This window comes from Umezawaea sp. Da 62-37, assembly GCF_032460545.1.
Classification (GTDB): Bacteria; Actinomycetota; Actinomycetes; order Mycobacteriales; family Pseudonocardiaceae; genus Umezawaea.
Genome location: NZ_CP135965.1, coordinates 5,409,910 through 5,432,420 on the forward strand (window position 1 = coordinate 5,409,910; position 22,511 = coordinate 5,432,420).

Below are 22,511 nucleotides of genomic sequence, written 5' to 3' on the forward strand. Positions count from 1 at the left end.
ACCGTCCCGAGTGGACTCAGCCGCAGATGCGGCCGTTGTCCTCCTTCCACGCCACGACGACCGCGGGACGGGGCTGGCTGGTGCCGCCGTCGGGCCAGTGCGACAGCGGGTTGTCCGCGTTGGCGCCGGTGATCTCACCGGGGTGCTGCACCGACACGAGCACGAACCGGTCGGTGATCACCGGACCGCAGGTCTCGGCGCCCTTGGGCACGGTGAGGAACTGCTTGACCCGGCCGCGGTACCTGCCCTCGACGGGCAGGGCGAACAGGCCGTCGTTGGAGCCCAGCGCGTTGCCGTCGGTGGAGATCCACAGGTTGCCGCTGCTGTCGAACGCCACGTTGTCCGGGCACGAGATGGGGCTGACCTGCGACTTGTCGTAGCCGCCGAAGTAGGTGTCGGCGGTGGCCGGGTCGCCGCAGACCAGCAGCAGCGTCCAGCGGAACGTCGTCGCGGTCGGGTCGCCGCGGTTCTCCTCCCACTCCAGGACGTGGCCGTTCTTGTTGCCGACGCGCGGGTTGATCTCGGTGCCCGCTTCCTTGCCGGGCTTGCCGCGGTCGGTGTTGTTGGTCAGCGCGGCGTACACCTTGCCGGTGCGCGGGCTGGCCTCGATGTCCTCGGGCCGGTCCATCTTCGTGGCGCCCGCCTTGTCGGCGGCCAGTCGGGTGAAGACGTACACCTCCTCGGCGGTGAAGCCGTCCACGAAGGACTTGTCGCCGCTGGCGAGCCTGGTCCACTCGCCGGTGCCGTCGAAGTGGCCGTCGGCGGGCAGCTCGCCGGTGCCGTCGATCTCGGCGACCGGGCTGTTGCCGCTGAACTTCGCCACGTACAGCGTGCCGTCGGAGAGCAGCCTCTTGTTCTGCTCGCGGGCGCGCTTGCTGTCGCCCTTCACCATCCTGTTCTTCGACACGTACTTGTAGATGTAGTCGAAGCGCTCGTCGTCGCCCATGTACGCGACGACCCGGCCGTCCGCCGCCACGCGGATGGTGCAGCCCTCGTGCTTGAACCGGCCGAGCGCGGTGTGCTTCACCGGCGCCGCGGTCTTGTCGTGCGGGTCGATCTCGACGACCCAGCCGAACCGGTTGAACTCGTTGGGCTCCTGGGCGAGGTCGAAGCGCTTGTCGAACCGCTCCCACTTGCGCTCGGTCGTCGCGGCAGGCAGGCCGTAGCGGGTGGCGCGGGCCAGCGCGACCGGGTCGGTGATCGCGGCGCCACCGGCGAAGTAGCCGTTGAAGTTCTCCTCGCCGGACAGGATCGTGCCCCACGGGGTCACGCCGCCGGCGCAGTTGCCGAACGTGCCGAGCACCTTCTTGCCGGTCGGGTCGACCGAGGTCCTGAGGAACTTGCTGCCGGCGGCCGGGCCGTCGACGGCGAACGGCGTGGTGGCGGTGATGCGGCGGTTGTACTGGCGGTCCATCTTCGGCACGAGCTTGCCGCTGCGGCGGTCCTGCTCGACCACGACGACGGAGAACCCGTGCGCGGCCCAGCCGATCCTGACCTGCGCTTCGGTGGGGTTGTTGGCGTCGTAGCCCTTGTGCAGGAACGGTTCCGTCGTGTACTCGTGGTTGCTTCCCATGAGCCAGCGGTTCCAGCCGTCGAGCGGGACCAGGCCGCAGAAGTCGTTGTTGTAGCCGAACTGCATGGCCTGCGCTTCGGGCGTCTGGTGGTCGAAGTCGAACGCGGGCGCGCCCGGCACGACGGGGTCGCCCCAGCGGATCACCACGGCGGAGGTGTAGCCGTCGGCCGTGACGATGCGGTCCTCGGTGTTGGGCGCGACGGCGGTGAAGTTGAGGCCGTCGCGGCGACGGCCCCCGCCGAGGTCGGCGTCGGCGTTCAGGTCGGCGGCCGCCGACGGCGTCGAGGGGGCCGCGGCCGCGCTGCCGGTGCCGAGCGCGGCGGCGCCCAGGCCCGCCACCGTGAGGACGGCCCCCGCCTTCAGCGCGCCGCGGCGGCTGACGACATCGCGGACGACATCGCCGAAGTACGCGTTGTCCGACGTGTTGGGCGCGTCGTGCGCGCAGGCGTTGGCGCAGCGGTAGAGGCAGGTCGTCTCCGACCGCCCCAGGGGGTGGTTGGGCAGCAGCAGGGGCAGCAGGCGACGGCCCCGATCGGCGGGTGCGGGCACGCGGACCTCCGTGGTGGATCGGTGGGAACCGGCCGACCGTAGGAGGACAAGCGGTTGTCCAGCGGACATCGAGGTGAACGCCGGACGAACACCCGCCGATCAGGACACCTCAGGACCCGATCCCGCCGGGCTGCCGCCCACCCGGCTTCCACACCGCGACCACCGACGGGCGGGGCTGGCTGGTGCCGCCGTCCGGCCAGTGCGACACGACGTTGTCCGCGGTCGCGCCGTCGATCTCACCGGGGTGCTGCACGCACACGACCACCACTCGCTCGTCGATGATCGGACCGCACGTCTCCGCGCCGCGCGGCACCGTGAGGAACTGCTTGAGGTGCCCGCGGTGCGGCCCCGACACCGGGACGCCGAACAGCCCGTCGTTGTTGCCGTTCAGCGCGGCCCCCGAGTCGCTGGAGATCCACAGGTTGCCGTGCGGGTCGAACGCCACGTTGTCCGGACTGGAGATCGGCGACACCTGGTCCTTCGGGAAGCCCGCGAAGTAGGTGTCCGGCGCGGCCGGGTCGCCGCAGACCAGGAACAGGTTCCACGCGAACGCGAGTGCGAGCGGGTCGCCGCGGCGTTCGGTCAACTCCAGGACCTGGCCGTGCTTGTTGAGCAGCCTCGGGTTCGGCTCGGTCGCGCCTTCCTTGCCCGGCTTGCCGCGGTCGACGTTGTTGCTCAGCGCGCAGTAGACGACGCCGGTCGTCGGGTGCGCCTGGATGTCCTCCGGCCGGTCCATCTTGGTGGCGCCGACCTTGTCGCCCGCGAGCCGGGTGAAGACGTAGACCTCCTCGGCGGTCATGCCCTCCACGAACGACCGGTCGCCGGACGCGAGTGGGATCCACTGGCCGGAGCCGTCGAAGTTCCCGTCCGACGGCAGCTTCCCGGTCCCGTCGATCTCCGCGGGCGGGCTGTCGCCGGTGAAGCGGCCGACGTAGAGCGTGCCGTCGTCGAGCAGCGTCATGTTGTGCCTGCGCGCGGCCTTGCTGTCGCCCTTGCGCACCTTGCCGGTGGAGATGAACTTGTAGATGTACTCGAACCGCTCGTCGTCACCGGAGTACGCGACGACCCTGCCGTCGGCGGCGACGCGGATGTTCGCGGTCTCGTGCTTGAAGCGGCCGAGTGCGGTGTGCTTGACCGGCGTCGACGTCGGGTCGGTCGGGTCGAGTTCGACGACCCAGCCGAACCTGTTGACCTCGTTGGGTTCCCGCGCGAGGTCGAACCGCTTGTCGAAGCGCTCCCACTTGCGCGAGGTGGAGGTGCCGGTGACGCCGTAGCGGGTCAGCCGCGGGTCGGAGCGCGAGTCGGCGTTGCCGAAGTACTGGTTGAAGTTCTCCTCGCCGGACAGGATCGTGCCCCACGGCGTCACGCCGCCCGAGCAGTTGTTCATCGTGCCGAGCACGCGCGTGCCGGTCGGGTCGACCGACGTCTTGAGCAGGTCGCTGCCCGCGGCCGGTCCGCGCACCTCGAACGGCGTGAGCAGGGTGAACCGCCGGTTGAAGCGGCTGAACGACGGCGTGAGCCTGCCCGAGGACAGCGACCGCCGGACCATCACCACGCTGAGGCCGTGCGCCGCCCAGGCGATGCGCACCTGCTCCTCGGTGGGGTTGTTCGCGTCGTAGCCGTGGAACATCATCGGCTCGGTCGTGTACTCGTGGTTGGTCACCAGCAGGTTGACCAACCCCAAGGCGTCCTGGGGCAGCAGGGCGGCGAAGTCGCAGTTGAAGCCGAACTGCTTCGCCTGCTTCTCGGCGGTCTGGTCGTCGAAGTCGAACTCCGGCACACCGGGGAACAGCGGATCGCCCCAGCGGATCACGACGTGCTGCTGGTACCCCTCGGGCACCACCACCGCGTCCAGTTGGTTGGGGGCCACGGCCTTGAAGTCGAGCCCGCGCGGCGCCCCGCCGGGGACCTGCCGCTCCGAGTCCGCGGCGGTCGCCGTGCCGCTCGCGGCGAACCCGGTGCTCGCGGCGAACGCGACCACCGCTCCGGCCTTGAACGCGGTCCGCCTGTCGATCAGCTGCCGGACCACGTCGCCGAGGTAGTTGTTGTCGGACGTGTTGGGCACGTCGTGGAAGCACGCGTTGCCGCACCGGTATTCGCACGTCATCGCGGCGCGGCCGGGGGAGTGGTTGGCCAGCAGGGGTAGTTGTCGCACTCGAACGCCTCCTACGGTCAGTCCGGGGAACACACTGACCGTAAGGGGTTGTTCACCTTTTGTTAACCGACGACTTCGTCCCCGACGAGGACGGCTTCGGCAGGCACCTCGTGGGCGTCGGTCCGCTTGTCGCCGATGGAGAGCAGGCCCGCGGCGATCAGGCACAGCACCGTCGCGGCGACGAACGGGGCGTGGTCCGAGCCGAACCACTCGGCGACGTGGCCGACCAGCGTCGCGGCGGCGGCGCCACCGAGCCAGCGGAGGAAGTTGTAGCCGGCGCTCGCGACCGGGCGCGGCGACGGGCTGATGCTCATCGCGGTCCCGGTGAACAGGGTGTTGAGCAGGCCGGACACCACACCGCTGAGGATCACGCCGACGACCAGCACGGCCTTGTCGTCCACGCTCATCACCAGCATCAGGACGGCGAAGCCGAGCACCGCGAACACCGTCGCGCGCCGCTCGCCGAACCGCGCGGCCAGCCTGGGTGCGAGCAGGACGCCGGCGACGGCGACGCACAGGCCCCAGCCGAAGAAGATCAGGCCGATCTGGACTGCACCCCAGCGCAGCACGAACGGCGACCAGGCCAGGACGGTGAAGAACGCCGCAGTGTACAGGGCGGCGCCGGCGGACGTGCGGAACAGACCGCCGTGCCTGAGCGCGCGCAACGGGTCGAGCAGGCTCACCTTCGCGCGCTTCTCGTTCGCGTCGGACGGCAGCATCGTGGCGCAGAGGACCAGCGCGACGGCCATCAGCGCGGCCGTGCCGAAGAACGGTCCGCGCCACGAGATGCTGCCCAGCAGGGCGCCGAGCAGCGGGCCGACCGACAGGCCGATGCCGAGCGCCGCCTCGTAGAGCAGGATCGCGCCCTTCTGGCCGCCGGACGCGGCGCCGACGATCACCGACAGCGCCGTGGCGATGAAGAAGGCGTTGCCGAGGCCCCACACCGCGCGCAGGCCGACCAACTGGCCGATCGAGCCCGCCATCGCGCAGGCCAGCGTCGCCACGACGATCAGCACCAGGCCGGTGAGGACGGTGCGCTTGGCGCCGAACCGCGCGGCCATCGCGCCGGTGAACAGCATCGCGAGGACCTGGACGCCCAGGTAGGAGGAGAACAGGAGGGTGACCTGCGACGGTGTCGCGTTCAGGCCTTCTGCGATGGACAGGAGGATCGGGTCGACCAGGCCGATGCCCATGAACGCGATCACCGCGGCGAACGCGGTGATCCACACCGGGCGGGGCTGGCCCTTGATCGCATCGAGGAGTTTCGGGTGTTCGCTCACAGTTAGCTATGCTAACCTATTTTGCTTCGCCATCCTAAGTATTTTGTCCCACAGGTACCGTCTGCGCTGTGGAAGCAGTGGTTTTCGACCTCGACGGCGTACTCGTGGACTCCGAGCGCATGTGGGACGAGGTGCGGCAGGCGTTCGCCGCCGCCCACGGCGGGCGGTGGCTGCCCGACTCGACGCGGGCCATGCAGGGCATGAGCACCCCCGAATGGGCCTCCTACCTGGTCACGGAGGTCGGCGTCCAGCTCACCCCGGAGGTCACGGCCACCGGCGTGGTCGACGAGATGGCCGCCCGCTACGCCCGGCGCGCCCCCGTGATCGACGGCGCCGTCGACGCCGTCCGCGCCATCGCGTCCCGCTACCCGGTCGCCATCGCCAGCTCGTCCCCACCGGTCCTGATCAGCGCGTTCCTCGCCGCGACCGGGCTGGCGGACCTGGTCGGCGTCGCGCTGTCCAGCGAACAGACCGGCGCGGGCAAACCCGCCCCCGACGTCTACCTGGCCGCCGCCCGCGCACTCGGCGTGGACCCGACCGCGTGCGCCGCTGTCGAGGACTCCACCAACGGCCTCCGCGCCGCCATCGCCGCGGGCATGGCCGTCTACGCCGTCCCCAACCCGCACTTCCCCCCGGACCCCGCCGTGCTGGCCGACGTCACCGTCGTCGCCTCCATCACCGATCTGCCCGCCGCACTGGGCTGACGAAGCTCAACGCCGCCAACCCCACCGCGAAGCAGGCCATCGCCAACACCCCCTTCGGCCAGTAGATGTGGCTGTCCAGGAACAGGTACGCCCCGAACAGCAGCACCACCCCACCGGGAACCGCTTTCCACCGAACCCGCCACGCGATCCCGCCGAACAGCAGCGCCGACGCCACCAGGAAGCACCACGCACCCGGTGTACCCAGCGCGTTGCCGATGTCGAACAGCGGATCGATCACCGGCGTCCGCCCGTTCTGCGCGACGGCCATCGCCCCACCACCGACCCCGGCGATCGTGTCCAACGCCCCGTAGAGCACCGCGTACCCGAACGCCGCCACCCGCCCCAGCCACCTCACCACCGGCGGACTGGTGTCCAGCAGCACCCACACCGCCGCCGCCAGCAACGGGAACACGAACGCCAACACGATGTGCATGTCCCGCCAGTGGTGGGCGGTCGAGGCATCCAGGTACTGCGGATGCGTCAACCCCACGGCGGCGAGGATCAAGCCCGGTAGCGCGACCAGGAGGGTGCGGATGTGCATCGGGCCAAGCTAGTTGCCGAAACCCCCGAACACCGCCCAGGTCATGGAGCCGTAAGAACTGGTGAACGGCTCGCGGGTGCACGTTCGCGATCTCGATCGAGTCGTACCCGGCGAGCGCCAGGCTGGATTTCGAACCCTTGTTCGATACGATGCCGCGGTGGCGGACACACGCGAACAGGCAGCTCTGCTGCTTGCCCTGCGCGAAAGCGGCAGGGGCTGGGCGGACGTCACGCGGCTCGTCGAGGAGACCGGGTCGGCGCTCTCCGCCCTGGAGCGGCTGCTGGCGCCGGAACAGCCCGCGCTGGACGACATCGGCTTCGACCCGACCTCGGCGCTCGACGCGGTCGAGCAGGAGATCGACGGCTGGCGCGCGGAGGGCATCGGGCTGACCACCGTGCTGGACGACGACTACCCGGTGCAACTGCTGATGGTGCACCAGCGCCCCCCGTTCCTCACGTACCGGGGCCACCTCGACCCCGCCGACCGGCACGCGGTCGCGGTCGTGGGCAGTCGCGCGGCGAGTCCGCGGGGACTCTCCGTCACCAGGGAGATCTCCACCCTGTTGACCAAGCAGGACATCACCGTCCTCAGCGGCATGGCGGCGGGGGTCGACACGGCCGCGCACCGTGCCGCCCTCGACGCGGGCGGGCGCACGGTGGCGGTGGTCGGAACCGGGCTGCGGCACTGCTACCCGGTCGCGAACGCCGGTCTGCAAGCCGAACTGGTCCGCACCGGTGCGGTGTTGTCGCAGTTCCTGCCCGACACGGGGCCGTCCAAACGCAACTTCCCGATGCGCAACGCGGTGATGAGCGGCTGCGGCATCGCCACGGTCGTCGTGGAGGCGGGGGAGCACAGCGGAACGCGGATCCAGGCCCGGCTCGCGCTGGAGCACGGCAGGCACGTGTTCCTGATGCCCGAAGTGGCAGGCGGGACGACATGGGGGCGCGACATGGCCCGCCTGCCGAGCACCACGGTGCTGACCGGCCCCGACCACCTGCTCGAGGCCGTGGCGGCGCTGACGGTCGAATCGCCCGAGTTGGCGCAGTTCTGACGCGGTGGACAACACGGTCACGCGGCTGTCCGAGCCGTACGAGAACTTCCTGCTGCGACCGCCCACCGCAGGACCTGGTGTGTGCGCGACGTGCTGGCGCGAGGTCGGGTCCACGACCCGCTGCGACCGCTGCCGGGAGCACCTGGACCTCGCCGGGTCGGTGCTCGCCCAGGTCGTGGTGCCCATCTCCCTCGCGATCCGGGGAAAGCAGTTCGCCCACGAACTGTGGCACTACAAGGATTCCAGGCTGCTCGCCGTGCGGAACAGGATCCGCCTGGGCCTGACCGCTGTCACCGAGCGGTTCGTCGCCACGCACGAGCCATGCCTGGCGACGGCCGCGGGCGTCGAGAACTTCGACCTGGTCACGACGGTGCCGAGCACGGGAGGCCGGGTCGACCACCCCTTGGCGCTCATGGTCGGCAAGACCATGAGCACCACCAGGAGCCGCTACCGACCTGTGCTGAGGACCGGGCAGGACGCGGCGGAGGGGCGGAAGTTCAGCCTGGACAGGTTCTCCGCCACGGGGCGGGTGGACGGCAGCCGGATCCTGCTCGTCGACGACACCTGGACCACGGGTGCGAACGCGCAGTCGGCGGCGGCGGCGTTGCGGACGGCGGGAGCGAAGACCGTCGCGGTGCTGGTGCTCGGCAGGTGGTTCGACGCCGACTTCCGCCCCGGTGCCACAGCGGAGTACCTCGGTCGAGCAGCCACGCGCCGGTTCGACTGGGACCTCTGCTGCCTCTGCCAGCCCCAGCCGCCCTTGAACTCACCCCCAGACACCCGCTGACCACCTACCCACCCCGCCGGAACCACCCCTAACCTCCCCCCATGACTGAGCGAGTTGCGGTGGTGACCGGTGCGGCGCAGGGCATGGGGAAGCAGATCGTCGCGGTGCTCCGCGCCGAGGGGTGCGCGGTGGTCGGGTTCGACCTCCAGGACACCCCCGACGGCGTGACGGGGAACGTGGCGTCGGCCGCTGACGTGACCCGCCTGGCGGATCACGTGCTGAGCGAGCACGGCCGAGTCGACGTCCTCGTCAACAACGCCGGTATCGCGGGCATCGCCCCGTTCGAGGACACGTCGCCGGAACTGTGGCAGCGGATCATGGAGGTCAACCTCACCGGTCCGTTCCTGCTCAGCCAGGTGTTCGGCCGCACGATGCTCGCCCAGGCTTCCGGCTCGATCGTGAACATCGCGTCGGTCGCGGGCTTGAGCGGTGTGGCCGACCGGGCCGCGTACAACACCAGCAAGCACGGGCTGATCGGCATGACGCGGACCCTCGCCGTCGAGTGGGGCGGGCGCGGGGTGCGGGTGAACGCGGTGTGCCCCGGCTGGGTCAAGACGGAGATGGACGTGGAGTCGCAGGCGGGCGGGTACTACGTCGACGAGGACATCACGGAGCACGTGCCGATGGGGCGGTTCGCGGTGCCGGACGACATCGCGCAGGCCGTGTCGTTCCTGGCCGATCCGGCGCGCAGCGGTTACGTCAACGGCGTCGCCCTGCCCGTCGACGGCGGGTGGACCGCCGACGGGTCGTGGCGTTCGCTGCGGTTGTCGAAGCGCTAGACCGGCTGCCAGGGCGTGCAGACGTCGTAGGCGCGCGAGCCGGTCAGGACGAACCCGGTGGCGCACGCCCGGACGGCGGTGGCGTCGGCGCTGATGGCACCGGCGTCGGTGACGGCGCTGATCTCGCCGTTGCCGGTGACGGTCTTCTTGGCGATCGTGAGCGGTTCGGGCCACATCGTGCGGCTCTGCTGCACCACGACGTCCAACTGGTCCGGCGCGTCCTTGGCCGTCGGGACGAACCGGCCGTACCCCGCGAACTCCTTGCCGCTGTAGGGCAACAGGTCCACGCACAGTTCGTTCTTGTCCGAGACCGGCGGTTCGAGGCACGTCGACGGCGGCGCGGTCGCGCCGACGGCGACGGGCGTGCAGAGACCGGTCAACAACACGGCGACCAACAATGGCTTCAGCATGAGAAATACCCCCTGTTCCGGAGGCTATCGGCCTGCGGAACAGGGGGTATCCCCCAAACGGGCGGCTTAGCGCTCGGCGTCGCCGCGGATGAAGCCCTCGACCGCGAGGTGCGCCTCGGAGTCGGAGTACTGCACCGGCGGGGACTTCATGAAGTACGAGGACGCCGACAGGATCGGGCCGCCGATGCCGCGGTCGAGCGCGATCTTCGCGGCGCGGACGGCGTCGATGATGATGCCCGCCGAGTTCGGCGAGTCCCACACCTCGAGCTTGTACTCGAGGCTCAGCGGCACGTCGCCGAAGGCGCGGCCCTCCAGGCGCACGAACGCCCACTTGCGGTCGTCGAGCCACGCCACGTAGTCCGACGGACCGATGTGGACGTTGCGCTTGCCGAGGTCGCGGTCGATCTGGGAGGTGACGGCCTGGGTCTTGGAGACCTTCTTGGACTCCAGGCGCTCCAGTTCCTTCATGTTGAGGAAGTCCATGTTGCCGCCCACGTTCAGCTGCATGGTGCGGTCGAGCTGGACGCCGCGGTCCTCGAACAGCTTCGCCAGCACGCGGTGCGTGATGGTGGCGCCGACCTGGGACTTGATGTCGTCGCCGACGATCGGCACGCCCGCGGCGCGGAACTTCTCCGCCCACACCGGGTCGGAGGCGATGAACACCGGCAGCGCGTTGACGAACGCGACCTTGGCGTCGATCGCGGCCTGGGCGTAGAAGCGGTCCGCGTCCTCGGAACCGACCGGGAGGTACGCGACCAGCACGTCGGCCTTGGTGTCGCGCAGCACCTGCACGACGTCGACCGGCTCCTCCTCGGACTCCTCGATGGTCTCCCGGTAGAACTTCCCGAGGCCGTCGAAGGTGTGGCCGCGTTGCACCGGCACGCCCAGCGGCGGCACGTCGGCGATCTTGATCGTGTTGTTCTCGCTGGCGCCGATCGCCTCGGACAGGTCGTAGCCGACCTTCTTGGCGTCGACGTCGAACGCGGCCACGAACTCGATGTCGCGGACGTGGTACTCGCCGAACTCGACGTGCATCAGTCCGGGCACCCTGGCGGACGCGTCGGCGTCGCGGTAGTACTCGACCCCCTGCACCAGCGACGCGGCGCAGTTGCCGACCCCGACGATGGCCACCCGAACAGTCCGGCGTTGTTCGCCCATGCCCAGTCCTCCTTGTGCTTCTGCTGTGGTTTTGCCGCGAAAGCGGCGGTCATTCCTCGGACTTCCGCTGTTCGGCCTGCTCGTGGGCGATCAGCTCGTTGAGCCACCGCACCTCGCGCTCGGTCGTGTCCAGCCCCATGCGGTGCAGCTCACGGGTGTAGCGGTCGATCCGATCGCTCGCGCTCCCCAACGTGGTGCGCAAGCCTTCCCTGCGTTCCTCGACCCGCCGCCGCCTGCCTTCCAGGATTCGCATCCTGATCTCGGCGGGCGTGCGGGAGAAGAACGCCATGTGGACGCCGAACGAGTCGTCGTCCCACGTCTGCGGTCCCGCGTCGACCAGGAGCTCGGCGAAGCGCTCCTTGCCCTCGGCGGTGATCTTGTAGACCTTGCGCGCCCTGCGCCCCCAGGCGCGCAGGTCGTCGTCGGGCGCCTCCTCGGCGATGAGGTGGGCGCGCTGGAGCTTGCCGAGCGTCGGGTAGAGCGTCCCGTAGGAGAACGCCCGGAAGGCGCCCAGCAGCTCGTGCAGCCGCTTGCGCAGCTCGTAGCCGTGCATGGGTGCCTCGTGCAGCAGGCCGAGGATGGCGAATTCCAGCACGATTCACCCCCCTGCCCGAGCCCCGATGTATGCGGTCAGTATATCGGTCCGATACATCTGCGCCTCCTGGTGAGTGTGTGCTGTGGCACACCGTGATATCTGATTCATCGACGCTGCCCTGAACGGACCATCGGAGGCGGGCGGTCGCCACGTACTCTTGTCGCGTGGTGACCCAACGACAGGTCGTGGACTACGCGTTGCAGCGCCGTGCGCTGCTTGCTGACGTGCACTCGGGTCGTGTGGGTACCATGGAGGTCTGCGATGCGAGTCCATACCTCCTCCGAGCTGCGAAGTTCCACGGCCAGCCGAGCGACGTCACGTGCCCGGTGTGCCGCAAGGAGCCGTTGACCCTGGTGTCCTGGGTGTACGGCGAAGAGCTCAAGCACGCGGCCGGTTCTGCTCGGACCGCCGACGAACTCGCACGGATGTCGAACCTCTACGAGGAATTCACCGTGTACGTCGTGGAAGTCTGCCGCACATGTAGTTGGAACCACCTGGTGCAGTCGTACGTCCTGGGAACGCGTGGCCTGAAAACTCAGAAGCCACGCCGGAGGACCGCGGCGGAGTGAAACCCGCTCCACCCGCGACCGCCGTACCCCGAACGCAGGCGGCGTACGACCACCGAACCGCGCACGCCCGTGCGCCGGTCTGGGAGGCCTTTTCGTGAACGACCAGCATGACGACAGGCAACGTGGCGGGGAACCGCAATGGCCGACGGGCGATGACCCGGACGCAGGCGCCACCAGGCGCCACGGTGCCCCGGATCAGCCGGAGGATCGAGGCGGCGCCCGGAACCCGTCCCAGGACGTGAACCGGCCCCCACGACCGGGCACTCCGCCGGGCGGCTTCCCGCGCCCCCAGCAGGGCGCGGTCCCCCCGCGACCGGGCACTCCGCCCGGCGGTTTCGCGCGCCCGCAGGGTGGACCGCCCGGTCCGCCGCCCGGCGCGATGAACCAGGGCCCCCCGCCCCGCCAGCCCGGTGTCCCCGGTGTCCCCGGCGGTCGTCCACTCGGCCCGCCTCCCGGTCCGGGCGGCCCCGGCCAGCGACCCCCGGTCCCGCCCGGCGGCGTGCGCAGGCCCCTGCCCCCGCCCGGCGGTCAGCCGCCCCAGGGCGGTCGTCCCCCCATGCCCCCCGGCGGCGCGCGTCCCGGCGCCCGCGGTGGACCGGCCGGTCCGCCCGCGCACAACAAGGCCGACGAGCTGACGGATCTGCTCCAGCCGGTGCAGCCGCCGATGAAGCGCGAGCCCGACCTGCTCACCCACCGGGAACCCGACGAACCGTCGATGTTCCTGGAAGAGGACGCGTACGACGAGTTCGACTCCGAGGAGCTGTCCGAGGAGGAGGAACGCGCCGTGCGCAAGAAGAAGATCTGGCGGCGCGTCCGCCGCATCTCCTACATCGCGGCCGGTCTGATGGTCCTCACGCCGTTGGTCGCCTTCGCGATCGCCTACCAGCTCGTCGACGTGCCCGATCCCGCCGTCGTCGCGGAGGACCAGCAGAAGGCCGTCACGATCCTGTACTCCGACGGCTCCGAGATGGCGAAGATCTCGCCGCAGGGCTCGAACCGGGAACTCCTCGCCGTCGACGACCCCGACCTCACCGACGACGTGAAGCACGCGGTCTTCGCGGCCGAGGACGCCACCTTCGAGACCAACCCCGGCTTCGACTTCGTCGGCATCGCGCGCGCCGCCTGGTTCCAGGTGAGCGGCGGCGAAGGCGGTGGTTCCGGCCTGACGCAGCAGTACGTCAAGAAGGCCACGGAGAAGGAAGACCCGACGCTCTCGCGGAAGTTCACCGAGGTCGTCAAGGCCTACAAGATGAGCAACCAGAAGAGCAAGGGCGAGATCCTCGCCGCGTACCTGAACACGATCTACCAGGGCCGCTCCGCGTTCGGCATCAAAGCCGCGGCGCAGATGTACTACGGCAAGGAGGTCCAGGACCTCACCGCGTCCGAGGCCGCCCTGATCGCGGGCATGATCCAGAACCCCAGCCGGTCGGAGGAGGAGAAGTACCCGGTCGACCGGTGGAAGTTCGTGATGGGTCAGATGCTCGACAAGGGGTGGATCACCCAGGAGTACTACGACACCCAGACGTACCCGACCCTCAAGCCGTTGGCCGAGGTCCAGCAGAACGCGCTGGAAGGGGTGCGCGCGCACATCCAGGTCCAGGTCGAGGCCGAGATGGCCGGCGAAGAGATCGACATGGACGAGGAGGAGGCGCTCAAGAAGGGCGTCACCATCCACACGAGCATCGACCCCAGGATGCAGACCGCCGCCGAAGAAGCCGTCAGCGAGGTCATGGAGGGCCAGCCGGAGGTCCTGCGGCAGTCGCTGACCGCAATCGAACCCAGCACGGGCGCCGTGCGCGCCTACTGGGCGGGCAACGACGGTGTCGGCATCGACTACAACAAGGGCACGCTCCAGGAACCGGGTTCGTCGTTCAAGCCCTTCGACCTGGTCGCCGCCCTTCAGCAGGGTGAAGGGGTCGGCGAGGTCTACGACGGCAGTTCGCCGCGGACGTTCCCCGGTCGTGAGACGAACCCGGTGAAGAACGCGCAGGGCGTCGCGTGCGCCGTCCCCAAGCAGTGCAGCGTCCGCGAGGCGATGGTCAAGTCGGTGAACACGGTGTTCTACGACATGGCCGTGAACAACGTGGGCACCAGCAAGGTCGCCAAGGCCGCCTACGAGGCGGGCATCCCCGAAGAGGTCACCATCGGGGACGAGGTGCACAAGCTGCTCAAGGGCGAGGACGGCGGTGACACCCCCGACGGCAACATCGCCATCGGCGGTGGCCAAACGCTCGTGCGTCCGTTCGACATGACGTCGGCGTACGCGACTTTCGCGGCCAGGGGCGTCTACCACGAGCCGTTCTTCATCGAGAAGATCGAGGGCCCGGACGGCAAGCTGCTCTACCAGCACGCCGACAAGTCCCGCTCCGCGTTCGACGAGAACCCCGAGAAGAGCGGGCAGATCGCGGACAACGTCACCGACGTGCTCAAGGACATCCCGAAGGCGTCCACGAAGACCATCTGCGCCGAGGGCCGCGAGTGCGCGGGCAAGACCGGCACGCACGAGCTCGACGGCGTGGACAACTCGAAGGCGTGGATGGTGGGTTACACCCCGTCCCTCGCCGCGGGCGTCTACATGGGCACCGAGGCGGGCAACGTCCCCCTCCGCAACGCGGGCGACACCCCGATCTTCGGTTCCGGCCTTCCCGGCCAGATCTGGAAGGCGTTCATGGACAAGGCGTTGGCGGGAACTCCGAAGGACACCTTCCCCAAGGCCGACATGATCGGCCAGGCGGTCCCGCCCGCGCCGAGCACGCCGAAGACCACGACGCCGCCACCGAAGACGTCGGAGAAGACGGAGACGTCGGAGCCCGAAGACGACAAGTCGGAGACGCCCGAGCCGCCCACGGGCACCAGCACGTCCACCAAGAACCCGCCCGGCGGCAACCCCGGCTGCCTCCCGCTCCAGCCGAACTGCCCGCCCACGGGAACGAGCACCAGCACCAAGACCAACGGACAGGGCAACGGTGGCGGCGGCGGAGCCGGCACCGAAGCACGGGATCCCAACGATCCCTGAGTCGATCCGACGAGCACGAGGGGCCCGGCGCACCAGCGCCGGGCCCCTCGTGCGTCCGGGACCGAATCGAAGTCGGCCGACTAGCCGGGAGTTGACTCCGGCCCGATCCGGTTGCCCGTAGCATCCGGCGGGTGTCCAGCCCACCGGATGTACAGCACGCGAACCCCGAAGACACGGACTCGCTCGGCCCGGACGAGCGGGTTCTCCCGACGTGGACGGAGTCGTTGGCGAGACGGGCCAGCCGACCGTTCGGCGGGCCGGTCGGCAGGCACGCGTCGATCGGGCGGCACTGGTTCTGGACGCCGCTGCGGGTGGTGCTGCTGCTGGCGGTCGTGGTGCTGTCGCTGGCGTGGCTGCAGAAGTCGCCGTGCGTGCAGCAGTACGTGGACGAGAAGGGGCAGGTGCAGCTGGACTGGCGGGGTTCCCGGCAGTTCGTGGCGCTCTGCTACTCCGACATCGTGCCGCTCTACACGGCCGAGCGGATGGACCAGCCGGGGACGTTCCCGTACCGGACGTCGTGGGTCGACGACGAGGGCAAGCCCACCGCGCACATCCGGTACATGGAGTACCCGGTGCTGACCGGCGTGTTCCAGTGGGTCAACGCGCGGATGGCGCAGGGGTGGATCACGCTGGCCCAGTCGGGGTGGCTGCCCGCGCCGATGACGGTGATCGTCTACTTCGACATGACCGCCTTCTGGCTCGCGCTGGCGTGGCTCGCGACGGCCTGGGCGGTGGCGCGGCTGGCCAGGCGAAGGGTCTGGGACGCGGCCATCGTGGCGCTGTCGCCACTGGTGATCGTGCACGCGTTCACGAACTTCGACACGATCGCGACGGCGTTCGCCACGACCGGGATGTTGGCGTGGGCGCGCAAGAAGCCCGTGCTGGCGGGTGTGCTGCTCGGGCTCGGCGGTGCGGCGAAGCTGTACCCGCTGTTCCTGCTGGGGCCGTTGCTGCTGCTGTGCTGGCGGTCCGACCGGGTGCGCGACGGCCTGACGACGGTCGCGTCGGCGCTCGCCACGTGGATGGTGGTGAACCTGCCGATCGCGCTGCTGTACCGGCCGGGGTGGCAGGAGTTCTTCCGGCTCAACACCGAGCGCGGGGCGGACCCGGACTCGCTGTACAACGTGGTCGCGCAGTGGACCGGCTGGCAGGGCTTCGACCCCGGTCTGGTGCAGGGACAGGTGCCGGAGGGGCTGAACACCGTGAGCGCGGTGCTGTTCGTGCTGTGCTGCGCCGGTGTCGGGTACGTGGCGCTGTCCGCGCCGACGAGACCGCGGCTGGCGCAGCTGGCGTTCCTGGTGGTGGCCGCGTTCCTGCTGACGAACAAGGTGTGGAGCCCGCAGTACTCGCTGTGGCTGGTCCCGCTGGCGGTGCTGGCGATCCCGCGCTGGAAGCTGCTGATGGCGTGGATGGCGCTGGACGCGCTGGTGTGGGTGCCGCGGATGTTCTTCTACCTCGGCACCGACCACAAGGGCCTGCCGATCGACTGGTTCCTCGGCACCGTGCTGCTGCGCGACGCCGCGGTCGTCCTGCTCTGCGTCATGGTGGTCCGCGAGATCTACCGGCCGTCGCTCGACCTGGTCCGCAGGTCCGGCGAGGACGACCCGTGCGGCGGCGTGCTGGAGGGCGCGCCGGACCGCCGGGTGCTGCGGCTCCCGTGGCAGCGACCGGCCCACGAGCCCGCGCACCAGCTCCAGTCCTGATCACGGCTTGGTCGACGGCTGTTCGCCGTCGACCAGGCCGTGGGGTCACGCCAGTTTGGCGACGGCCAGGAAGGCCGCCCAGGTCTGCGGGCTGAGCACGAGGCTGCCGCTGGCCGGGTTCTTGGAGTCCCGCAGGCCGATCACCTGCTCGTTGACCGCGACCTCGACGCACTCCTGCCCAGCCGTGCTGTAGCTGCTGGTGCGCCAGCCGGTGAGCGCCACCTCGACGCAGCTCTGCCCGGAGGTGCTGCGGCTGCTCTTGCGCCACCCGGTGAAGTACGGCTCGGTAGAGGTCATGGCTGGTGCTCCTCCAGGTCAGTACGGAACGGGTTCCCCCGGCAGCTCGTCGATGACCCGTCCGATCAGTTTGGCCGAACGACCGGAGTCGTACGCGTGGCCGATCAACGAGTCGAACGCGAGGTTATACCGCGTGCTGTCAGCGGCTTCCTCCATGAAAAGACCCCCGGTCTGGTTCTCCAGGTACACCACATCCGGGTCCAACCTTCGCTCTGCGAACTGAGCGATCTCGAACGGCCCGGTCATCGCTGGATGCGCACCTGAGGAAAACGGCAGCACCTGGAGCGTGATGTGCTGCTGGTGACCAAGTTCCAGCAGGTGCTGCAACTGCTCGCGCATCGCTTGCTCACCACCGACGACCCTGCGGATCGCCGCCTCGTTCAGGATCACCCATAGCTTCAGCTCACCGGTGAGTACTCGTCCTTGGCGTGCCATCCGCACTTCGGTGTCACGATCAAGATCAATACCGTCCCGCCAGCGCGTCGCTTGGTTGACCGTGCGGGCGTAGTTCTCGGTCTGCAACAGACCTGGCACCACCTCGGCCTGGTAGATGCGGAGGTTGACGGCCTCCGCCTCCAGCGCGACGTACGTGGCGAACTTGGTGGTCAGCACGTCGTCGTTCTTGCGCCACAGACCGCGCTGGTTCGACTCCTTGGCCAGGACGAGCAGCGGTTCCCACTCCTCGGCGGGCACGCCCAGGTACTCCAGCACCGCCCGCAGCTCGACGGCCCGCATGCCGACCAACCCGGACTCGATCTTGGACACCTTGGCCTGCGAGCAGTCGAGCAGCGTGGCCACGTCGACGTGGGTGCGCTTGGCGGTCTCCCGCAGTCTGCGCAGCTCGTGCCCCAGTCGCCTGCGACGCAAAGTGCTACCCCGTGGCGCGGTCATGGTGGTGCCTCCAGTTCGGAACAGTGGTGGGACCCACTGTCCAGATTGGACAGGAACATGACCAGCTGAGGGTTACTTTTTCACTCTAACGAGATAGATATTCCTGAGGAATATTACTTTCGGCTGGCAGGAAGTCCTCGCGCTCGTCCTCGGTCACCGTGTCGCGGGCTCTCAGGAAGACGTAGAACAGCGCCACGAGCAGCGCGGCCCGGCCCCAGACGCCGATCACCACGGCCTGCGCGGAGAACCCGTCGTAGATGCCCGCGGGCTGGCCGAACTCGATGGCGTAGTACCAGCGGAAGATGCCGATGCCCATCGCGAGGTCGGCGGCGAAGTACGCGAACGCCCAGCCGAGCGGGATGCGCAGCAGCACGAACATCGGCACCAGCCACAGCGTGTACTGCGGCGAGTGGACCTTGTGCAGCAGCAGGAACCCGCACAGCATCGCGGCGGACACCGGGATCCACGGGTAGGTGCCCTCGCGCTTGAACCGGAGCCAGCCGATCCAGCACGCCAGCAGGAACGACAGGGCCATGCACACCGGCGACAGCACGCTGACCAGCGACTGCATGGTGTCTTCCGGCATGAACGGCCGCATGCCCCAGTACCAGATGGAGTTCGTGGTGATGTCGACCCTGCGCTGCCCCTGGAACTCGAACGACGCCTTCCAGCCCTCGTAGCCGAAGATCGCGAACGGCAGGTTGGCCAGCACCACGGTGATGATCGGCGCCAGCGCGACGCGCGCCATGCCCGACCAGTCGTACCGCTTGCCCGCGGGCAGTTCACGGCCGCCGGGACCGCCGGTGAGGACGTAGAGCATCAGCGGCAGCACGAAGAGCGCCGGGTAGATCTTGAACGCGAACCCGATGCCGAGCAGGACCGACGAGGCGACGGCCCGGTCGATCAGCGGCCGGTCCGCCCCCGCCTTGCCCCAGCCGCGGTGCACCACGTAGACGGCGGCGACCGCGCACAGCACGACCGGCAGGTCCCAGTTGTGGAACGCGTAGAGCACCAGCGGAGGTCCGATGGCCCACAGCAGGGCGCGCCACCTCGACAGCTTGCCGAGCAGCCACGCCGTGAGCAGGCCGAACGGGGCCATCAGCAGCGCGGAGAACAGCAGGAAGCCCGCGTCGGTGTCGGTGAAGATCGCACCGGCCCAGATCATCAGGCCGGTGAGCACCGGGTACTCGACGCTGCCGCCGACCAGCGTGCCCTTGGCGTTGATGCCGCCGTGGACGTACGGGAAGACGTGCCGGTCGACGTCGCGGCCGATCCAGAGGTGCTGGATGTCCGAGTAGCAGACGTCCCTCTTGTTCCGCTCCTCGTAGTCGGGCTGGCTGCGGCCCCACTGGTCGAAGGACGGACCGGTGCAGCGGTCCTTGTTGACGAACCCGACGAGCAGGGTGAGGCCGCAGAGCAGCACCAGCACCGCCATCGCGACCCTCGTGAAGTGGTTGGACCGAGGCCCGTCGACGTGCTCGGGCACAACGGCCACCACTTCCTGAGCCATGCTCACGGGCCGACGTGCTCGCGCAGGAACGCGATGTCGGCGGCTTGACCTTCGTCCGGTGTCTCCACCACGACGGGGGCGCCCGCGGCCGCCACGACGGCGACCAGCTGGTCGGCGGGGATGGTGCCGGACGCGATGTTCGCGTGCCGGTCGCGGGCCGAGGCGAACTCGTCGCGCGAGCTGTTGAGGTGCACCAGGTCGATGCGGCCGGTGATCGCCTTGACCCGGTCGACGATGTCCACCAGGTCCTCGCCCGCCGCGAACGCGTGGCAGGTGTCCAGGCAGAACCCGGCGCCGAAGTCGCCGACCTCGTCCCACAGCCGCTTGAGCGAGTCGAAGCGGCGGGCCATGGCGTAGTCGCCGCCCGCGGTGTTCTCGATCAGGATCGGCACGGCGAAACCGCCCGCCTCCTCCTGCCGCTCGAACAGCTTCCGCCAGTTCGCGAAGCCGTCCGCCGGGTCCTCGCCCTTGGTGACGTGGCCACCGTGCACGACCAGGCCCTCGGCGCCGACGGCCTTGGCGGCCTCGGCGTGCTGGGTGACGGTCTTGCGGGACGGGATGCGGATGCGGTTGTTGAGGGAGGCGACGTTGAGGACGTACGGCGAGTGGACGAACACGGTGATGTCCGACGCGAGCAGCTCGGCGGCGTGCGGGTGCGGTTTGGGGGCTTTCCAGCCCTGCGGGTCGGCCAGGAAGAACTGGACGACTTCCGCGCCGCGGTCCGCCGCGGCGCCGAGCGGGTCGTCGTCGCGGACATGAGCCCCGATGCGCATGACCATGCAGGGTAGTCGGCTTCGACATCGCCCCGCCGCCCCACCGTCGATATGCGGCTGGGTGGATGAAAGTCAAGCGAAGACGGTGACTGCGTCACCACCAGGACCTACGCTCGTTACTTGAAAGTAGGAAACGATGGGGAGGCGAGACATGCGGACCCGACTCACCCGGTTGTTCGGGGCGGCCGTCGTGGCACTCGCGGTGGGTGTGATCGGCGCCGCCGCAGGTCAGGGCACTGCCGCCGCGGCTGAACCGGTGGTCGTGGGCAGCTGTTCCGCGTCCGTCGAGGGCACTCCGGGCACTCCCGTCTCCCTGAGCCCCGGCGCCGTGGTCGACCCCGTCGTCAACGTGGTCCGCGCCGTCCCGCTGCTCGGTCCGCCCATCGCGGACCAGCTCCGACCGGTGTTCAACTCCCTGCCGCCCATCCCGATCGGCGCGATCCCGGACGGCAAGGGCTTCATCACCGGCGGGCAGATCGCGAACAAGGTGGTCGCCGAGCTGAACAAGATCCCGCTGCTCGGTCCGGTCATCACCACCGTCACCGGCTCGGTCCAGCAGACCCTGTCCGGCCTCTGCGGCGTGACCGTGAACGGCGTCAACGCCGTCGTGGCGCCCGTGCAGGACGGGACCAGCGCGATCGCGGACGCCTCCGGCCAGATCGCCGGGCAACTCGTGCCCGGCGCGGGCCAGCCGCAGACCCCTCCGCCCGGCGGGCAGCCCTCCACGGGCCAGCCGGGCACCGGCACGACCCCCGGCACCGGCACGGGCACCGTTCCCGGCCAGCCCGGCCCCGGCAGCATCTTCAGCCCCGTCGGCGGCGTCGGCGCGGGCGACCTCCAGCTCTACGGCCCGCAGGGGCTCGGCGCGAACTTCGGCCGCGTCCCGCTGTTCGGCTACGGCTCGCTGCCGTTCGCGACGCCCGGCCTGTTCTCGCCGTCGCCCGGCGTCCGCTACGGCGGCCAGGTGCCCGGCTACACCCCCGGCTACGGGCTGCCCACGACGGATTCCAGCGCCGTGCAGACCGCGGGGCGCGCCCAGGCGCTGCCCGGCACCGGGAGGATGGGCGGCGTCGCGGCTCCCGTGCTGCTCGCCGTGCTCGCGCTGTCCTGCGTGACCGGCGCTCTCGTGCGCACGTGGGTCCTGCGCCGTTCGGCGGCTTGACCCTGGTAATCGCCCCCTGTACTCGCTGTTACTCTGGACGGGTTGCTGACGCGACGACCCTCCTGCCACGGATAGTCCGTGGCCGCGAGTCCACAGGAGGTGAGTGGTCCTCATGCGTCATTACGAAGTGATGGTCATCCTTGACCCCAGTCTCGACGAGCGCACTGTCGCACCGTCGCTCGACACCTTTCTCAACGTGATCCGCACGACTGGCGGAAACGTGGAGAAGGTCGAGGTGTGGGGCAAGCGCCGGCTGAGTTTCGAGATCAACAAGAGCAGCGAGGGCATCTACGCGGTGCTCGACCTGACCTCGACTCCCGACGCGGTGAAGGAACTGGACCGCCAGCTGGGTCTGCAGGAGACGATCCTGCGCACCAAGGTCATGCGGCGCCACCCCCCGAAGCCCACCAAGGCTTCGACGAAGGCGGCCAAGAACGCCGCCAAGGCCAAGGTCTGAGGCAGGGGCTCCCGATATGGCTGGCGAGACGACGATCACGGTGGTCGGAAACCTGACCGCCGATCCCGAACTCCGCTTCACCCAGTCCGGCGCCGCGGTGGCGAGCTTCACCGTGGCGTCCACTCCCCGCACGTTCGACAAGGCGTCGGGCGAGTGGAAGGACGGGGACGCGCTGTTCCTGCGGTGCAACGTGTGGCGCCAGGTCGCGGAGAACGTGGCCGAGTCGCTCACGCGTGGTTCGCGTGTGGTCGTGACCGGGCGGCTGCGCCAACGCTCCTTCGAGACGAAGGAAAACGAGAAGCGCACCGTCATGGAGCTTGAGGTCGACGAGATCGGCCCCTCGCTGCGCTACGCGACCGCGAAGGTCAACAAGGTCAGCCGTGGCGGGGGTGAGGGCGGCGGCTTCGGCGGCGGTTCCTCCGCACCCCGCGGCGGCGGTGGCGCTCCCGCTGACGACCCCTGGGGCTCCGCCCCCGCGGCGAGCAACAGCGGCGGCGGTTTCGCCGACGAGCCCCCCTTCTAGACCGCGCACCGGTCACCAGACAACCCAC

Annotated in this window: 21 protein-coding genes; 10 read left to right on the top strand and 11 right to left on the bottom strand. The window is 69.6% G+C overall.

Annotation, left to right across the window (positions count from 1 at the left end; translation table 11 throughout):
* Positions 1 to 16: 16 nt before the first annotated feature.
* From RM788_RS24720 to RM788_RS24730, 3 genes are all read right to left on the bottom strand, one after another.
* A complete protein-coding gene (locus RM788_RS24720; protein WP_315934133.1) occupies positions 17 to 2,122 on the bottom strand; it encodes a PhoX family protein in 2,106 nt (701 codons plus the stop codon).
* Positions 2,123 to 2,231: 109 nt separating this feature from the next.
* Positions 2,232 to 4,229, bottom strand: a complete 1,998-nt coding sequence (locus RM788_RS24725) for a PhoX family protein (protein WP_315934746.1) — start codon at positions 4,227 to 4,229, stop codon at positions 2,232 to 2,234.
* A 110-nt stretch (positions 4,230 to 4,339) separates the two neighbouring features.
* Entirely contained in the window at positions 4,340 to 5,557 is a 1,218-nt protein-coding gene (locus RM788_RS24730; RefSeq protein ID WP_315934134.1) for an MFS transporter, read from the bottom strand.
* Positions 5,558 to 5,625: 68 nt separating this feature from the next.
* Here RM788_RS24730 and RM788_RS24735 point away from each other — a divergent pair, with 68 nt between their 5' ends.
* Positions 5,626 to 6,261 carry an HAD family hydrolase gene (locus RM788_RS24735; protein ID WP_315934135.1) on the top strand — a complete coding sequence of 212 codons (636 nt, stop codon included), beginning with the start codon at positions 5,626 to 5,628 and terminating at the stop codon, positions 6,259 to 6,261.
* On the opposite strand, the gene RM788_RS24740 is transcribed toward RM788_RS24735, so the two are convergent.
* Positions 6,233 to 6,802, bottom strand: coding sequence for a hypothetical protein (locus tag RM788_RS24740; RefSeq protein WP_315934136.1), 570 nt, complete (start codon positions 6,800 to 6,802; stop codon positions 6,233 to 6,235). The two genes, RM788_RS24735 and RM788_RS24740, sit on opposite strands and share 29 nt — an antisense overlap.
* Positions 6,803 to 6,959: 157 nt before the next feature.
* Here RM788_RS24740 and RM788_RS24745 point away from each other — a divergent pair, with 157 nt between their 5' ends.
* Genes RM788_RS24745 through RM788_RS24755 form a run of 3 tightly spaced genes read left to right on the top strand, consistent with a single transcriptional unit; the run spans position 6,960 to position 9,419 of the window.
* Positions 6,960 to 7,853: a DNA-processing protein DprA gene (locus tag RM788_RS24745; protein ID WP_315934137.1), complete on the top strand. Its 894-nt coding sequence runs from the start codon at positions 6,960 to 6,962 to the stop codon at positions 7,851 to 7,853.
* 4 nt (positions 7,854 to 7,857) lie between these two features.
* On the top strand, positions 7,858 to 8,640 hold the full coding sequence (locus tag RM788_RS24750) for a hypothetical protein (protein ID WP_315934138.1): 783 nt from the start codon (positions 7,858 to 7,860) through the stop codon (positions 8,638 to 8,640).
* A gap of 41 nt (positions 8,641 to 8,681) precedes the next feature.
* Entirely contained in the window at positions 8,682 to 9,419 is a 738-nt protein-coding gene (locus tag RM788_RS24755; RefSeq protein WP_315934139.1) for an SDR family NAD(P)-dependent oxidoreductase, read from the top strand.
* Here the strand turns inward: RM788_RS24755 and RM788_RS24760 are convergent.
* The 3 genes from RM788_RS24760 to RM788_RS24770 all read right to left on the bottom strand — a co-directional run bounded on the left by RM788_RS24760 (position 9,416) and on the right by RM788_RS24770 (position 11,582).
* Entirely contained in the window at positions 9,416 to 9,829 is a 414-nt protein-coding gene (locus tag RM788_RS24760; protein ID WP_315934140.1) for a hypothetical protein, read from the bottom strand. The two genes, RM788_RS24755 and RM788_RS24760, sit on opposite strands and share 4 nt — an antisense overlap.
* A gap of 66 nt (positions 9,830 to 9,895) precedes the next feature.
* Positions 9,896 to 10,987 (bottom strand): inositol-3-phosphate synthase, encoded by a 1,092-nt coding sequence (locus RM788_RS24765; protein ID WP_315934141.1) that lies wholly within the window; start codon positions 10,985 to 10,987, stop codon positions 9,896 to 9,898.
* 49 nt (positions 10,988 to 11,036) lie between these two features.
* Positions 11,037 to 11,582, bottom strand: a complete 546-nt coding sequence (locus tag RM788_RS24770; RefSeq protein WP_315934142.1) for a PadR family transcriptional regulator — start codon at positions 11,580 to 11,582, stop codon at positions 11,037 to 11,039.
* 164 nt (positions 11,583 to 11,746) lie between these two features.
* Between RM788_RS24770 and RM788_RS24775 the strand changes: the two genes are divergently transcribed.
* The 3 genes from RM788_RS24775 to RM788_RS24785 all read left to right on the top strand — a co-directional run bounded on the left by RM788_RS24775 (position 11,747) and on the right by RM788_RS24785 (position 16,870).
* Positions 11,747 to 12,151 carry a DUF5318 domain-containing protein gene (locus RM788_RS24775; protein WP_170155652.1) on the top strand — a complete coding sequence of 135 codons (405 nt, stop codon included), beginning with the start codon at positions 11,747 to 11,749 and terminating at the stop codon, positions 12,149 to 12,151.
* Between the two features lie 556 nt (positions 12,152 to 12,707).
* On the top strand, positions 12,708 to 15,167 hold the full coding sequence (locus tag RM788_RS24780) for a transglycosylase domain-containing protein (RefSeq protein WP_315934143.1): 2,460 nt from the start codon (positions 12,708 to 12,710) through the stop codon (positions 15,165 to 15,167).
* Between the two features lie 131 nt (positions 15,168 to 15,298).
* Complete coding sequence (locus RM788_RS24785; RefSeq protein WP_315934144.1) at positions 15,299 to 16,870, top strand: glycosyltransferase family 87 protein; 1,572 nt, start codon at positions 15,299 to 15,301, stop codon at positions 16,868 to 16,870.
* A 45-nt stretch (positions 16,871 to 16,915) separates the two neighbouring features.
* On the opposite strand, the gene RM788_RS24790 is transcribed toward RM788_RS24785, so the two are convergent.
* From RM788_RS24790 to RM788_RS24805, 4 genes are all read right to left on the bottom strand, one after another.
* Positions 16,916 to 17,167 carry a DUF397 domain-containing protein gene (locus RM788_RS24790; protein ID WP_315934145.1) on the bottom strand — a complete coding sequence of 84 codons (252 nt, stop codon included), beginning with the start codon at positions 17,165 to 17,167 and terminating at the stop codon, positions 16,916 to 16,918.
* An 18-nt stretch (positions 17,168 to 17,185) separates the two neighbouring features.
* On the bottom strand, positions 17,186 to 18,058 hold the full coding sequence (locus tag RM788_RS24795) for a helix-turn-helix domain-containing protein (RefSeq protein WP_315934146.1): 873 nt from the start codon (positions 18,056 to 18,058) through the stop codon (positions 17,186 to 17,188).
* Between the two features lie 85 nt (positions 18,059 to 18,143).
* On the bottom strand, positions 18,144 to 19,568 hold the full coding sequence (locus RM788_RS24800) for a glycosyltransferase family 87 protein (protein WP_315934748.1): 1,425 nt from the start codon (positions 19,566 to 19,568) through the stop codon (positions 18,144 to 18,146).
* A 2-nt stretch (positions 19,569 to 19,570) separates the two neighbouring features.
* The gene (locus RM788_RS24805) at positions 19,571 to 20,341 is read right to left on the bottom strand and encodes a deoxyribonuclease IV (protein ID WP_315934147.1); all 771 of its coding nucleotides are present in this window, start codon (positions 20,339 to 20,341) and stop codon (positions 19,571 to 19,573) included.
* Positions 20,342 to 20,492: 151 nt separating this feature from the next.
* Between RM788_RS24805 and RM788_RS24810 the strand changes: the two genes are divergently transcribed.
* The 3 genes from RM788_RS24810 to RM788_RS24820 all read left to right on the top strand — a co-directional run bounded on the left by RM788_RS24810 (position 20,493) and on the right by RM788_RS24820 (position 22,483).
* On the top strand, positions 20,493 to 21,503 hold the full coding sequence (locus RM788_RS24810; protein WP_315934148.1) for a hypothetical protein: 1,011 nt from the start codon (positions 20,493 to 20,495) through the stop codon (positions 21,501 to 21,503).
* Positions 21,504 to 21,615: 112 nt separating this feature from the next.
* Positions 21,616 to 21,960 (top strand): 30S ribosomal protein S6, encoded by a 345-nt coding sequence (rpsF, locus tag RM788_RS24815; RefSeq protein WP_315934749.1) that lies wholly within the window; start codon positions 21,616 to 21,618, stop codon positions 21,958 to 21,960.
* Positions 21,961 to 21,976: 16 nt separating this feature from the next.
* On the top strand, positions 21,977 to 22,483 hold the full coding sequence (locus RM788_RS24820) for a single-stranded DNA-binding protein (RefSeq protein WP_315934149.1): 507 nt from the start codon (positions 21,977 to 21,979) through the stop codon (positions 22,481 to 22,483).
* Positions 22,484 to 22,511: the final 28 nt, after the last annotated feature.

Excerpts from the sequence above, each read along its gene's own strand:
- RM788_RS24795 (WP_315934146.1), bottom strand. The coding sequence starts at position 18,058 with ATGACCGCGCCACGGGGTAGCACTTTGCGTCGCAGGCGACTGGGGCAC.
- RM788_RS24780 (WP_315934143.1), top strand. The coding sequence starts at position 12,708 with ATGCCCCCCGGCGGCGCGCGTCCCGGCGCCCGCGGTGGACCGGCCGGT.
- RM788_RS24800 (WP_315934748.1), bottom strand. The coding sequence starts at position 19,568 with ATGGCTCAGGAAGTGGTGGCCGTTGTGCCCGAGCACGTCGACGGGCCT.
- RM788_RS24790 (WP_315934145.1), bottom strand. The coding sequence starts at position 17,167 with ATGACCTCTACCGAGCCGTACTTCACCGGGTGGCGCAAGAGCAGCCGC.
- RM788_RS24810 (WP_315934148.1), top strand. The coding sequence starts at position 20,493 with ATGCGGACCCGACTCACCCGGTTGTTCGGGGCGGCCGTCGTGGCACTC.
- RM788_RS24805 (WP_315934147.1), bottom strand. The coding sequence starts at position 20,341 with ATGCGCATCGGGGCTCATGTCCGCGACGACGACCCGCTCGGCGCCGCG.
- RM788_RS24725 (WP_315934746.1), bottom strand. The coding sequence starts at position 4,229 with ATGACGTGCGAATACCGGTGCGGCAACGCGTGCTTCCACGACGTGCCC.
- RM788_RS24760 (WP_315934140.1), bottom strand. The coding sequence starts at position 9,829 with ATGCTGAAGCCATTGTTGGTCGCCGTGTTGTTGACCGGTCTCTGCACG.
- RM788_RS24765 (WP_315934141.1), bottom strand. The coding sequence starts at position 10,987 with ATGGGCGAACAACGCCGGACTGTTCGGGTGGCCATCGTCGGGGTCGGC.
- RM788_RS24740 (WP_315934136.1), bottom strand. The coding sequence starts at position 6,802 with ATGCACATCCGCACCCTCCTGGTCGCGCTACCGGGCTTGATCCTCGCC.
- RM788_RS24755 (WP_315934139.1), top strand. The coding sequence starts at position 8,682 with ATGACTGAGCGAGTTGCGGTGGTGACCGGTGCGGCGCAGGGCATGGGG.
- rpsF (WP_315934749.1), top strand. The coding sequence starts at position 21,616 with ATGCGTCATTACGAAGTGATGGTCATCCTTGACCCCAGTCTCGACGAG.
- RM788_RS24820 (WP_315934149.1), top strand. The coding sequence starts at position 21,977 with ATGGCTGGCGAGACGACGATCACGGTGGTCGGAAACCTGACCGCCGAT.